This window comes from Neisseria sp. HMSC075C10 (assembly GCF_001815615.1).
Taxonomy (GTDB): domain Bacteria; phylum Pseudomonadota; class Gammaproteobacteria; order Burkholderiales; family Neisseriaceae; genus Neisseria; species Neisseria subflava_A.
In genome coordinates this window covers 188,093-201,498 of record NZ_KV821266.1, presented here as the reverse complement: position 1 = coordinate 201,498, position 13,406 = coordinate 188,093, and the positions used below count along the sequence as shown (strand labels likewise).

Below are 13,406 nucleotides of genomic sequence, written 5' to 3'. Positions count from 1 at the left end.
AGGCCGTCTGAAAACTTTCAGACGGCCTTTGTGTTGATATTGGATGGAGTCAGTGTGGTTTGTTTTTAAACATTATTGGATGATGGATTTCCTGTTTCGTTACTGTCATTGCGCATAAGAGTTAACATGTGTTAAATTATGGCAATTATTGTCATAATAAAAACATACAAAGGAGTAAAAACATGAACTTTCTAACCGCAGTCAGTCGGCAAATGACCCGCTTCACCGCCCTGATTATCGTCCTTGCCTCCATCATCGCCTTTATTGAACCTGCCACTTTTTCGTGGGTAAAAGGCGATACGCAAGTCGTTGTACTCGGCATCATCATGCTCGGTATGGGCATGACTTTAGGCAAAGAAGATTATCAAATTCTGGCGCAACGTCCGCTCGATATTTTTATCGGTGCAATCGCCCAATATACGATTATGCCCTTGCTCGCCATCGGCATTGCCAAAGCCTTTGACCTTTCGCCCGGATTGACACTGGGTTTGGTTTTGGTCGGCACCTGCCCGGGCGGCGTTTCGTCCAATATCATGAGTTTTTTGGCTAAAGGCGATGTCGCCTTTTCAGTCGGCATGACCACGGTTTCCACCGTCCTCGCGCCTGTGATGACGCCGCTGTGGATGACTTATTTGGTCGGACAAACCGTCGAAATGGACGGCTGGGGTATGTTCAAATTTATGCTGCTCGTTACCCTGTTGCCTGTCGTTATCGGTTCTGCCGCCAATATCTTGCTACATAAAAAACACTGGTTTGAAGACGTGCGCGCGATTATGCCGGCTGTTGCCGTTGTCGCATTTGCCTGTATTGTCGGCGGCGTTGCTGCCGTTCACGGCCATCGTTTCGCCGAGTCCGCCTTCGTTATGGTACTCGCCATCGCTGCCCACAACATCGGCGGCTACATCCTCGGCTATTACAGTGGCGCGCTGACCGGCATGAATACTGCTAAAAAACGCACCCTTGCCATCGAAGTCGGCGTACAAAATGCCGGACTTGCCACTGGTTTGAGTGCTAAATTCTTCCCCGGTAATGCCGAGTCTGCCGTTGCCGCCGCCGTTGCCTGCGTTTGGCACTCTGTGTCAGGAACAGTTTTGGGTAATTTGTTTGCTTGGTGGGACAAGCGTAAGCAATAAGCCGGTAAACATTGCCAGATAACAAAAGGCCGTCTGAAACACTTCAGACGGCCTTTTGATTGCCTTTTATTATCAATGCGCTTTATGCGTCGTGCTGTACACGATTTTGTCCGTTAAAGCCATGGCAAGGGCGGAAATCAGGAAACAGATGTGGGTAATACATTGCCACATGATTTGTTTTTCCGACAGATTGGCGGCGTTGAGGAAGGTTTGCAGCAGATGGATGGAGGAAATGCTGATGATGGACATCGACAGCTTAACCTTCAAAACCGAAGCATTGACATGGCTAAGCCATTCGGGCTGGTCGGGATGCTCGTCAACTCGGAGGCGGGAAACGAAGGTTTCGTAGCCGCCGACAATGACCATAGTCAGCAGGTTGGCAATCATCACCACATCAATCAGGTTCAATACGGCGATCATGATGGTGTTTTCATCCATGATGCTGAAATTGGATACCAAGTGCCACAAGGATTTGAGGAACTTACAGGCATAAATGACTTGGGCGATAATCAAGCCTATATAAATCGGCAGTTGCAGCCAGCGGCTGGCAAAAATGAAATGCGCGAAGATGCCCATTCGGTCGTGGGCTGTGCGTTTGGTCGGGGTGGAATGTTCCATAAAATGTGTTGTGTGTAGGAAAGATAAGGGGCGGCATTTTAATGGAAAAATTTTTAAGCTGCAATTTGAGCGGTTGAATTTAAAAAGAAAGGCCGTCTGAAAACAGGATATTGTTTCTTGTTTTCAGACGGCCTTGTAGGTTGTCAGGATAGGCAAATACGCGCAAAATCGCTTTGCTTTTCTGAGATGGACATTATGCTTGCAGATTCGTTTTTTTATTATCTGGTATTGGTAGGCTTTGCCGCCGGGCTGATGGATGCAGCTGTTGGCGGCGGAGGGCTGTTGCAGATTCCCGGATTATTCAACCTATTGCCAAACGCTACGCCTGTGGCCTCGGTGATGGGTGTCAATAAATTTGCTTCCTGCTGCGGCACGTTGACTGCGACGGGGCAATATCTGCGCCGAATTCCTGTGCCGTGGAAAATGCTGCTGCCTGCCGCGGCGTTGGCATTTGCCGCTTCATATTTGGGCGCGAAAACGGTGGTGTATTTCCCCGTGCAATACATGAAACCGGCAATGCTGGTCATCATGATTGCCATGTGCCTGTACACTTTTTTGAAAAAAGACTTGGGGCAGACGGTGCGTACTGAAAAGCTGACGCGCCGCGAAACTTTATGGGGCTTATTTTTCGGCGCGTTAATCGGTTTTTACGACGGCGTGTTCGGGCCGGGAACGGGCAGCTTGTTGGCTTTTGTGTTCGTCCGCTTTTACGGCTATGATTTTTTAGCGGCTAACGCCTCGGCAAAAGTCATCAATTCGACCACCAATCTTGCCGCGCTGACGTTTTTTATCCCGCAAGGCCATATTGTGTGGGCATGGGCGATACCGTTGGCGGTAGCGAATTTATGCGGCGGCGTGGTCGGCGCGCGCTTGGCAATACGCGGCGGAACCAAGCTGTTACGTTACGGATTTATGTTGCTGCTGTGCCTGACCATTGGAAAGTTTGCTTGGGATTTATTGGGTTGATATCGAATGAAAAAAAGGCCGTCTGAAAGTTTCAGACGGCTTTTGCGTTTTACAGTTTAACCGAATGCTCGCGTGTTTCGTGGAACACGATATCCGGCCAGCGTTCTTGCGTCAGATTCAGGTTGACGCGGTTAGGCGCGAGGTAGGCGAGGTTGCCGCCTGCGTCTATCGCCAGATTGCCTGCGTTGGCTTTTTCAAATTCCGCCAGTTTTTTCTTGTCTTCGCACGATACCCAGCGCGCCGACCAGATGGATGCGCTGTCGAACACGGCTTCTACGCCGTATTCGTTGGCAAGGCGCGAGGTAACGACTTCAAACTGCAACACGCCGACCGCGCCCAAAATCAAATCTGCACCGCTCATCGGTTTGAAAACCTGCACCGCACCTTCTTCGCCGAGTTGTTGCAAACCTTTTTGCAGTTGTTTGATTTTCAGCGGGTTTTTAATGCGGACGCTGCGGAACAATTCGGGCGCGAAGAAGGGGATGCCGGTGAACGCCAGTTGTTCGCCTTCGGAGAAGCTGTCGCCGATTTGGATGTTGCCGTGGTTCGGGATACCGATGATGTCGCCCGCGTAGGCTTCTTCCACCAGCTCACGGTCGTGGGACATGAAGGTTACCACGCTGGAGGCGGCAATTTCGCGGTTGATACGCAGGTGTTTTATCTTCATACCGCGCTCGAATTTGCCGGAGCAGACGCGCAAGAAGGCGATACGGTCGCGGTGTTTCGGATCCATATTGGCTTGGATTTTGAAGATAAATCCGGAGAACTTAGGTTCGTCAGGCTCAACCATGCGTACGGTCGCATCACGCGGTTTCGGCGCGGGCGCCCATTCAATCAATGAATTTAGGATTTCCTGAATACCGAAGTTGTTAATCGCCGAGCCGAAGAACACGGGCGTGAGTTCGCCGGCGAGGAATTCGTCAAGGTTGAACTCATTGGAAGCGGCCTGCACCAATTCGATTTCGTCGCGCAGCTGCTGGATTTCCAGCGGAAAGCGTTGTTCCAATTCGGGATTGTCGATGCCTTTGATGATGTCGAACTCGTGCGGCAGGCGCTCGCCGCCTGCGTCGAAGAGATAGATTTCATCGTTCAGGATGTGGTACACGCCTTTGAAGTTTTTGCCCATGCCGATTGGCCAGGTGACGGGTGCGCAGCGGATTTGCAGGATGTTTTCCACTTCGTCCAGCAATTCCAAAGAATCGCGTACTTCACGGTCGTATTTGTTCATGAACGTGACAATCGGCGTGTTGCGCAGGCGGCAGACGTTCAAGAGTTTGATGGTTTGCGCTTCCACGCCTTTTGCCGCGTCGATGACCATTAACGCGCTGTCCACGGCGGTCAATACGCGGTAGGTATCTTCGGAGAAGTCTTGGTGTCCCGGCGTGTCTAAGAGGTTGACGGTATGGTCTTTGTAGTCGAACTGCATCACGCTTGATGCCACGGAAATGCCGCGCTGCTTCTCGATGTCCATCCAGTCGGAGGTGGCGAATTTGCCGGTTTTCTTGCCTTTTACCGTACCCGCGCTTTGAATTGCACCTGAAAACAGCAAGAGTTTTTCGGTCAGCGTGGTTTTACCCGCGTCAGGGTGGGAGATGATGGCAAACGTGCGGCGGCGGCGCACTTGGTCGAGGATTTCTTGGGACATGGTTTTCTTTGCAAAAAGTTTCAGGCCGCTTTTTCAGACGGCCTGAAGGGTATGGGTGTTGGAAAACAGGCTAAAATAAGGGCGTGTGCGACACGCCCTGCAATAGATTGAAAGATGCGGAATTGTACAAAAAAATGCTTGATAATTCAATGTTTGTACCAAAACAAAGGCCGTCTGAAAAATTTCAGACGGCCTTGTGCTATGAATCGATGATTAAATATCCATCGGTTTCCATTCCGCGCCTTTTACCGGCGGCAGCCATGATTGCGTACCGCTGGAGGCAAATCCCCACAAGGTGTCGGGGAGGCCGTAATGGTCAGCGCGTGTCGGGTCGAGTTGCGTTTCGATTTCATCTTCGCGGCCTTCACGGATTTGCGTGGCAATGTGCGGATTAATCATCACGGTTTTGCCCAATGCGATAAATTCTGCCCAGCCGGTTTCATAGGCGGCCAAAATTTGGTCGGCGGTAAACAGGTTGCCCACGCCGATAAGCGGCAGTTTGCCGTTGATGCGTTCGTGGATGAACTGCATACGGGTTTGGGCAGTATCGCCGCCGCGACGGATTTTTTTATCAAATTCCCACAAGGAAACGTGCAGATATTGCAGCGGTTTTTGTACCAATGCGTCAATCAGTGCGCCGGTTTCGGTCATGGTTAAGCCGTCTTCGCCCGGTTCTTCGGGGGAGAAGCGGTAGCCGATAATGAAGTCGTCGCGCTGGTGTTTTTCGCGGACGGCAGCTACGGCATCGACAACGGCCAGCGGGAAGCGCATTCTGTTTTCCAAGCTGCCGCCCCATTGGTCGTTGCGGCGGTTGCTTTGGGCAGAGTAAAACTGTTGGATTAAATAGCCGTTCGCACCGTGGATTTCCACGCCGTCAAAACCGGCACGAAGCGCCAAATCGGCGGCTTGCGCATAAGAGGCGATGAGTGCTTCGACTTCTTCTGCGGTCGCTTCGCGTGCGTGTTCGGCTTCGCTGGCGGAAGCGCTGATTTTGTCGAGACCGTCCAAAAGGTCATCAACGGCTTTGGAACCGCCGTGATGAATTTGCAAAATCGCTTTTGCGCCTTGTTGTTGCAGGATTTGTGCGGTTTCTTTCAGGCTGTCGAGGCAGTGTTCGTCTGTGGCTTCAGGTTGGCCGTGAAAGGCTTTGCCGTCTTTTTGAACCAAAGTGGCGGCAGTGATAAACAAGCCCATATCGCCTGCACGGTTGCTGAGGAATGTACGCTCTTGGTCGCTGATCAAACCGTCGGCTTGTGAGCCGAAATGGGTCATGGGGGCGACGACAAGGCGGTTTTTGATGGTTACGCCGTTATTGAGGGTGTATGTTTGAAAGAGTGGGGCGTATTTTGGATTCATGGAGTTTTACTCTTGATAAGTGAATGGTCGGCAGAGAATTGGGCCATTCGGGAATTTATCAAGTAGACAGGCCGTCTGAAAAGTTTCAGACGGCCTGTTTATTCTTTAAGCCTTAGGATTAAAGATTAGGATTGACAATGATTTTTACTGCGGATTCGTTGTTGTGGATCAAGCGCTCGAAGCCTTCGGAAATCAATTCGTCCAGTTTGATGCGCTGGGTGATGAAAGGCTCAAGGTTGATTTTGCCTTCTTCAACTAATTTGATGGTTTCGGCGTGGTCGTTGCAGTAGGCGATGGTGCCGCGCACGTCCAGCTCTTTCATCACGACGCTATGGACGTTGATGGTGGCGGGGTGGCTCCAAATGGATACGATGACGACTTTCGCAGTCGGACGGCATGCTTCGACCATGGTGTCCAGCACTTTGTTGACGCTGGTGCATTCGAATGCGACATCTACGCCTTCGCCGTTGGTCAGTTTTTTCACTTCTTCGACGACATCGACTTCGGACGGGTCGAGGATGTAGTCGGCCACGCCGGCTTCGCGTGCTTTGTCTTTACGTGCTTTGCTCAATTCGGTGATGATGACTTTGATGCCTTTGGCTTTCAATACGGCAGCCAACAGCAAACCGATTGGGCCTGCGCCGCCGACCAATGCCACGTCGCCTTCTTTCGCGCCACTGCGTACATAAGCATGGTGGCCGACAGACAGAGGCTCAATCAAAGCAGCTTGGTCTAATGGAATTTTGTCGGAAATAGGGTGTACCCAACGGCGTTTAACGGCGATTTTTTCAGACAAGCCGCCACCGCAGCCGCCTAAGCCGATGAAGTTCATGTCTTTGGAGAGGTGGTAGTTGCTGCCTTCGCCGGTCGGTACGTCGTCGCGGATGATGTAGGGTTCAACGACAACGTGTTGGCCGACTTTGATGTCGTCCACGCCTTCGCCTACGGCATAAACCACGCCGGAGAACTCGTGACCCATGGTTACAGGGGCTGACTCGCCGGAGATTGGGTGCGGATGGCCGCAAGGCGGAATGAAAATCGGACCTTCCATGAATTCATGCAGGTCGGTACCGCAGATACCGCACCACGCAACATTAATGCCGACCGTACCCGGAGCTACGGTTGGCTCGGGAATGTCTTCGATGCGGATGTCGCCTTTGTTGTAAAAACGTGCTGCTTTCATTGTAACGCTCCTTTTTTTGTGGAGGCCGTCTGAAAAAGACGGTCAATTAGGGAAAGGGAAGCAGTGTGGCGTGTGAAGTATTTTTATTGATATGTTTTATGTTTGTTATTTTACTACTGATAATATGAAAATGGTTTGTCTTCGCTCAAATTAAGGTGTGTAAATTGTAAATGAAGAAAAGGCCGTCTGAAACGGATAATATGTTTTCAGACGGCCTGGGGTCGATAGTTTAAATGCGTTATTGCGTAGGATTGTTACTTTTGCCGCGCTTCAAATGCTTTTGGTAGGCGATGACGTAATCGGCCTTGCTCAAGCCTGCTAATACGCGGATGTGGGCGGCGGCGGATTTGGACATGGATTCCAAGGTATAGCCGCCTTCCAGTACGGAAACGACACGCCCCTGACAGCTTGCCGTTGCTTGGACGATTTTGTGCGTCAGCCAGGCAAAATCGGCTTCATGCAGGTTCAGACGGCCTGTTTCGTCTTGTTTGTGCCCGTCAAAACCAGCTGAAAGCAACACCAACTCGGGGCGGAAAGCTTCCAGCTTGGGCAGCCATTGTTCACGGATGGTCGTACGGAAGATACGGCTGCCTGTGCCCGGTTTGAGGGGCGTATGCAGCATATTTTTGCTGCCGGCGTATTGTTCCGCCTCCGGGAAGGGGAAGATGTCGGTTTCAAACAGGTTGAAAAACATCACGCGCGGATCGTCTCGGAGAATCTCCGCCGTACCGTCGCCGAAGTGGGCGTCGAAATCGATGACGGCGATGCGTTGCAGGCGGTATTGGGCAATGGCGTGCATCACGCCGGCGGCAGTGTTGTTGACGAGGCAGAATCCGCCGGCGCTGTTGCTGTGGGCATGGTGGCCGGGTGGGCGGATGGCGCAAAAAGCATGCCAAGCCTTTTTGTGCATCACCATATCGACTGCTTTAACAACGGCTCCGGCCGCAAAACGGGCGGCTTGGAGGGAGTCGTGGCAGATGACCGTATCGTCGTCGATACGGTGGATTTTACCGGGGAGCGGCTGGGCGGCTTCCAACTCGTGCAGATAGTTGCGCGAGTGGACCAATGCCAGCTGCGCATCTTTGATTTCCGGTGCTTCGGCGGTTTGCAGGCGACGCCAAATGCCTTCTTGTTTTAAGGCGGTTTGAATGGCGCTGATGCGTTTGGGCCTGTCGGGATGGTTGGGTCCCGGCTGGTGCTGCAGAAATATCGGATGGGAAATCCATACGGTGCGGGCATTTTTGCCGAGTAGTCGACGCAGCAGGGTACGCACGCGCCAAATGATTTTTTTAAGCATGGAAAGTATGTATCGAACGAGTCGCACGGACTGCTAAATATGGTTAATAAATACGGAAATGCTTGGAAATTTTTCAGACGGCCTTTAGAATAGCTCAATTTTACAGTCCGACCAACTGCGTTTTGGGCTGTATGCAGTTTTTTTACTTTATCTTAAAACTCAAAAGAACGGATATATTATGAATCAAGCTGTGGCTCAATTTGCCCCTTTACTGCTGATTATGGTGGTGTTTTACTTCCTGATTATGCGTCCTCAACAAAAGAAATTCAAAGCACATCAAGCTATGCTGGCTGCTTTGAAAGTAGGCGATAAAGTCGTTTTGGCTGCAGGTTTCAAAGGCCGCGTGACCAAAGTCGGCGAGCAATTCTACACTGTCGACATCGGCCAAGGTGCGAGAATCGAAGTAGAAGTGGAACGCAACGCGATTGCCGCGAAAGCCGAATAATCCGTTTTTTTGCGAAAAGCCGCCTCATTTTCCGAGTGCGGCTGTTTGCCTTTATAAATAAAGCAAAGGTTTACCATGAACCGTTATCCTTTATGGAAATACCTGCTGATTGCGTTCACGATTGTGGTTGCGGCTGTTTACTCGCTGCCCAACCTTTTCGGTGAAACGCCTGCCGTACAGGTATCGACCAACCGACAAGCCATCGTGATCAACGATCAAACCCAGTCTAAAGTGTCTTCTGCGTTACAAAGCGCAGGTATTCAGACTGATGGTATGTTCATTGTCGATAATTCGCTGAAAGTGCGTTTTAAAGATACTGAAACGCAATTAAAAGCGCGTGATGTCATCGAAAACACTTTGGGCGAAGGCTATATTACCGCGCTCAACCTTTTGGCGGACAGTCCTGAGTGGATGGCGAAAATTAAAGCCAATCCGATGTTCTTGGGTCTGGACTTGCGCGGCGGTGTGCATTTCACCATGCAGGTGGACATGAAAGCCGCGATGCAGAAAACGTTTGAACGTTACGCCGGCGACATCCGCCGCGAATTGCGTCGCGAAAAAATCCGTACCGGTACGGTGCATCAGGCTGAAAATGGTCTGACTGTGCCTCTGCAAGATGCTGCCGATGTACAAAAGGCTTTGCCTCAGTTGCAAAAGATGTTCCCTGAAGCCACTTTGCTTGCAGACGGCAACAATATCGTGCTGACTCTGTCTGAAGAGGCGATCAATAAAGTACGTTCTGATGCGGTAAAACAAAACATCAACACTTTGCACAACCGTGTGAACGAATTGGGTGTGGCAGAACCGGTTATCCAACAATCCGGTCTTGACCGCATTGTTGTACAGCTGCCGGGCGTGCAAGATACTGCCAAAGCCAAAGACATTATCGGTCGTACCGCGACTTTGGAAGTGCGTATGGTGGAAGACGATCCGATTAAACTTCAAGAAGCCTTAAACGGTAATGTACCGACTGGTTATGAGTTACTGTCAAGCGGTGGCGATCATCCGGAAACTATTTTGGTCAACAAACAAGTTGAATTGACCGGCGACAACATCAACGACGCGCAACCTAGCTTTGACCAAATGGGTGCGCCTGCCGTGAGCCTGAGCTTGGACAGCGCAGGTGGCAGCATTTTTGGCGAATTGACTTCGGCCAATGTGGGTAAACGTATGGCTATGGTGTTGATCGACCAAGGTAAATCCGAAGTCGTGACTGCGCCTGTCATCCGCTCCGCCATTACCGGTGGCCGTGTGGAGATTTCCGGCAGCATGACAACTGCCGAAGCCAACGATACTTCATTGTTGCTGCGTGCCGGCTCGCTGGCTGCGCCTATGCAAATTGTCGAAGAACGTACCATCGGCCCGTCTTTGGGTAAAGAAAACATTGAAAAAGGTTTCAATTCCACCTTGTGGGGCTTTGCCGCTGTTGCTGCATTCATGGTGATTTACTATCGCTTGATGGGTTTCTTCTCTACCATTGCCTTGAGTACCAATATCTTGTTTTTGGTGGGTATTTTGTCTGCCATGCAGGCAACGCTGACCTTGCCGGGTATTGCCGCCTTGGCTTTGACCTTGGGTATGGCGATTGACTCCAACGTGTTGATTAATGAACGTATCCGTGAGGAACTGCGTGCCGGTGTCGCACCGCAGCAGGCCATCAACCTCGGTTTCCAACACGCTTGGGCAACCATTGTCGACTCCAACTTGACCTCCCTGATTGCCGGTATCGCTTTGTTGGTATTCGGTTCCGGCCCTGTACGCGGTTTTGCCGTTGTGCACTGTATCGGTATTCTGACCTCGATGTACTCGTCTGTGGTCGTGTTCCGTGCTTTGGTTAACCTGTGGTACGGCCGTCGTCGCAAATTGCAAAATATTTCCATCGGTTCGGTATGGAAGCCGAAAGCTGAAATGGCAGAAGGCAAGGAGTAAAACATGGAATTATTTAAAATCAAACGCGATATTCCGTTTATGAGCTACGGCAAACTGACGACCTTTATTTCGTTGGTTACGTTTATCGCTGCCGTGTTCTTTTTGGTAACCAAAGGCCTGAATTTCTCCGTCGAATTTACCGGCGGTACGGTGATGGAAGTCCAATATCAGCAGGGCGTGGATGTGAATAAAACGCGCGAACGCCTCGATACGCTGAAAATGGGTGATGTACAGGTTCAGGCATTGGGTACGAACAAGCACATCATGATTCGCCTGCCGAACAAAGAAGGCGTAACGTCTGCCCAGCTGTCCAACCAAGTGATGGATTTACTGAAAAAAGACAATCCTGATGTTACCTTGCGCCAAGTCGAATTCATTGGCCCTCAAGTCGGTGAAGAATTGGTTACCAATGGTTTGATGGCATTGGGCTTCGTAGTGGCAGGTATTATTATTTACTTGTCCATGCGTTTTGAGTGGCGTTTTGCAGTGTCCGCGATTATTGCGAATATGCACGATATCGTGATTATTCTCGGCTGTTTTGCCTTCTTCCAATGGGAATTCTCTCTGACTGTCTTGGCAGGTATCTTGGCTGTTTTGGGTTATTCCGTAAACGAATCCGTGGTAGTGTTTGACCGTATTCGTGAAAACTTCCGTAAGCCGCATATGCGCGGCCACACTGTGCCGGAGGTCATCGACAACGCGATTACTGCAACCATGAGCCGTACCATCATTACCCACGGTTCGACCGAGGCAATGGTTGTTTCTATGCTGGTGTTTGGCGGTGCAGCCTTGCACGGTTTCTCTATGGCGCTGACCATCGGTATTGTGTTCGGTATTTACTCTTCCGTATTGGTTGCCAGCCCGCTCTTGCTGATGTTTGGCTTGAGCCGTGAGAACATTTCCAAAGAAGTGAAGAAAAAAGAAGAAGTTGTAGTTTAATCGCTGTAATACTTCAATAAAGGCTGTCTGAAAATTGATTGAATCAGTTTTCAGACAGCCTTTTGTATTTAAATTTCAGAATGTTTTGTTTTAATGAAATAAGAGGGGATAAACGTGAAAGAAAAAGAAAAAATAGGAACAATATAATTTTGTGATGAATCAAGTTTATTGTCTGATATTCCCTTAATTGCTTGTCAGTCCTAATATTTTAAAACATAATACTTTTGCCCCCGATGCTGGAGTTTTACTACAAGTACATGATTTGCAAAAAATCTGTCGGGAGTGCAGACCCTGCCAATCAACCTCAAAAAAGGAAGGCCAAGAATGAAAGTAACCAGTTTCGGCGAAGTGCTGTGGGACGATTTTCCAAACGGAAAGGTATTGGGTGGTGCACCCCTAAATGTTGCTGTCCGTTTGCAGTCTTTGGGTATCGATGCTGCCATCATCAGTCGTCGCGGCGATGATGCCGATGGCGAAGAATTACTACGTCAAATTCAAAGTAAAAACGTCAATACTGATTATTTGCAGGTTTGTCACGAATGTGCGACCAGTTTGGTGAAAGTACACTTGGACAAGTCTGGCAGTGCGTCTTATGAGATTGTTTATCCTTGCGCGTGGGACAGGATTGCGGTTGATGATGCGGCAATCAAACGTGTGGTAGAATCCGATGCTTTCGTTTTTGGCAGCTTGGCAACCCGTGATGAAGTTTCGCGTAAAAGCTTGGCAGTTTTGCTGAAAGAAGCCAAATTCAAAATTTTTGACGTTAATCTGCGCAAGCCTCATTACGATATTGACCGTTTGTTGGAGACCATGAAACAGTCCGATATGGTCAAACTCAATGATGATGAGTTGTATGAATTGGCTGCGGCTTATGGCTCTCCTTATCACAGCATCGAGCAAAATATCTGCTACCTCGTTGAGCTGACCGGCGTCAAAATCCTTTGCGTGACTTTGGGCAGCCATGGCGCGGTTTTGTATAAGGACGGCGAGTTGTACCGTCATTGCGGTTTCCGCGTCAAAGTGGTGGATACCGTCGGCTCCGGCGACAGCTTTCTTGGCGGTTTGACTTACAAACTGTTGAACAATGCGCCTCCTCAAGAAGCCATTGCTTTTGCTTGTGCGCTGGGTGCATTGGTTGCTTCACGTCATGGCGCGACGGCGGATATTTCTTTGGAAGAAGTTGAAGCGTTTATGAATCCTGCTTGATATTTTGACAAGAGACATAAAAAGGCCGTCTGAAAACCATTAAATCAGGTTTTTCAGACGGCCTTAGTATTTTCAGGCTTTACCAATAAGTTGTAAAACATTCTAAGTTGGTATTTTTCGGGCCGCTTCCTTCTTCGGTCGGCGAACCAATCATCATCAGGCCAATGATTTTGTCTTTGTCGGTACACTCAAATGCTTCGCGCAACAATGGGCTGTTGACCCACATGCCCGTAATCCAAACATTGTCGAAGCCTTGAGCAGAAGCAGCCAGTTGTAAAGCATAGGCGGCGCAGCCGGCAGTCAGCATTTGTTCCCATTCAGGTTTGGGTTTTGCCACTTCACGGTTTGGCGTAAATGTAACGCCGATAATCATAGGCGCCATGTTGCCGACGCGTTCGGCCTTTTTCATAGCATCCTCGCCGAAGTTGAGTTCGGTAACGGTCTTGCTCAACAGCTCGCGGAAACGTTGTAAGCCGGCCTCGCTTTGAATCACAGTAAAGCGGTAAGGGCGCATATTGCCGTGATCAGGTACTTGTGTTGCCGCTTGCAGCATTTGTTCCAGTTGCTCGGTATTGGGTGCCGGAGCAGTCAGTTTTTTGGAAGAGCGACGCGTAGTGAGGAGATTTAAGGCATCCATTTTTATTCTTTCTTGTGAATTCGAATGAGAATAATTATATAGCAGAACGATA

General features: G+C 49.9%; 12 protein-coding genes. 6 read left to right on the top strand and 6 right to left on the bottom strand.

Going from position 1 to position 13,406, the window contains the following annotated elements:
- Positions 1 to 182: 182 nt before the first annotated feature.
- A complete protein-coding gene (locus HMPREF3047_RS08445) occupies positions 183 to 1,133 on the top strand; it encodes a bile acid:sodium symporter family protein (RefSeq protein ID WP_070713346.1) in 951 nt (316 codons plus the stop codon).
- A 72-nt stretch (positions 1,134 to 1,205) separates the two neighbouring features.
- Here the strand turns inward: HMPREF3047_RS08445 and HMPREF3047_RS08440 are convergent, their stop codons facing one another.
- The gene (locus HMPREF3047_RS08440; protein WP_070713341.1) at positions 1,206 to 1,751 is read right to left on the bottom strand and encodes a TIGR00645 family protein; all 546 of its coding nucleotides are present in this window, start codon (positions 1,749 to 1,751) and stop codon (positions 1,206 to 1,208) included.
- 195 nt (positions 1,752 to 1,946) lie between these two features.
- Between HMPREF3047_RS08440 and HMPREF3047_RS08435 the strand changes: the two genes are divergently transcribed.
- On the top strand, positions 1,947 to 2,717 hold the full coding sequence (locus HMPREF3047_RS08435; RefSeq protein ID WP_070713433.1) for a sulfite exporter TauE/SafE family protein: 771 nt from the start codon (positions 1,947 to 1,949) through the stop codon (positions 2,715 to 2,717).
- A gap of 49 nt (positions 2,718 to 2,766) precedes the next feature.
- Here the strand turns inward: HMPREF3047_RS08435 and HMPREF3047_RS08430 are convergent, their stop codons facing one another.
- The 4 genes from HMPREF3047_RS08430 to HMPREF3047_RS08415 form a co-directional block, all read right to left on the bottom strand.
- Positions 2,767 to 4,362, bottom strand: coding sequence for a peptide chain release factor 3 (locus HMPREF3047_RS08430; RefSeq protein WP_070713339.1), 1,596 nt, complete (start codon positions 4,360 to 4,362; stop codon positions 2,767 to 2,769).
- A gap of 213 nt (positions 4,363 to 4,575) precedes the next feature.
- The gene (locus tag HMPREF3047_RS08425) at positions 4,576 to 5,718 is read right to left on the bottom strand and encodes an NADH-dependent flavin oxidoreductase (protein WP_070713336.1); all 1,143 of its coding nucleotides are present in this window, start codon (positions 5,716 to 5,718) and stop codon (positions 4,576 to 4,578) included.
- A 118-nt stretch (positions 5,719 to 5,836) separates the two neighbouring features.
- On the bottom strand, positions 5,837 to 6,901 hold the full coding sequence (locus tag HMPREF3047_RS08420; RefSeq protein ID WP_003745670.1) for a 2,3-butanediol dehydrogenase: 1,065 nt from the start codon (positions 6,899 to 6,901) through the stop codon (positions 5,837 to 5,839).
- Positions 6,902 to 7,139: 238 nt separating this feature from the next.
- The gene (locus HMPREF3047_RS08415; protein ID WP_070713333.1) at positions 7,140 to 8,198 is read right to left on the bottom strand and encodes a histone deacetylase family protein; all 1,059 of its coding nucleotides are present in this window, start codon (positions 8,196 to 8,198) and stop codon (positions 7,140 to 7,142) included.
- Between the two features lie 178 nt (positions 8,199 to 8,376).
- Here HMPREF3047_RS08415 and yajC point away from each other — a divergent pair, with 178 nt between their 5' ends.
- The 4 genes from yajC (at position 8,377) to HMPREF3047_RS08395 (ending at position 12,717) form a co-directional block, all read left to right on the top strand.
- Positions 8,377 to 8,643 (top strand): preprotein translocase subunit YajC, encoded by a 267-nt coding sequence (gene yajC / locus HMPREF3047_RS08410; RefSeq protein WP_003678762.1) that lies wholly within the window; start codon positions 8,377 to 8,379, stop codon positions 8,641 to 8,643.
- A gap of 75 nt (positions 8,644 to 8,718) precedes the next feature.
- Positions 8,719 to 10,572, top strand: coding sequence for a protein translocase subunit SecD (gene secD / locus HMPREF3047_RS08405; RefSeq protein ID WP_070713329.1), 1,854 nt, complete (start codon positions 8,719 to 8,721; stop codon positions 10,570 to 10,572).
- Between the two features lie 3 nt (positions 10,573 to 10,575).
- A complete protein-coding gene (gene secF / locus HMPREF3047_RS08400; protein ID WP_070713326.1) occupies positions 10,576 to 11,511 on the top strand; it encodes a protein translocase subunit SecF in 936 nt (311 codons plus the stop codon).
- A gap of 324 nt (positions 11,512 to 11,835) precedes the next feature.
- Positions 11,836 to 12,717 (top strand): carbohydrate kinase family protein, encoded by an 882-nt coding sequence (locus tag HMPREF3047_RS08395; protein WP_070713324.1) that lies wholly within the window; start codon positions 11,836 to 11,838, stop codon positions 12,715 to 12,717.
- A gap of 79 nt (positions 12,718 to 12,796) precedes the next feature.
- Here the strand turns inward: HMPREF3047_RS08395 and HMPREF3047_RS08390 are convergent, their stop codons facing one another.
- Positions 12,797 to 13,354: a nitroreductase family protein gene (locus tag HMPREF3047_RS08390; RefSeq protein WP_070583602.1), complete on the bottom strand. Its 558-nt coding sequence runs from the start codon at positions 13,352 to 13,354 to the stop codon at positions 12,797 to 12,799.
- Positions 13,355 to 13,406 lie beyond the last annotated feature (52 nt).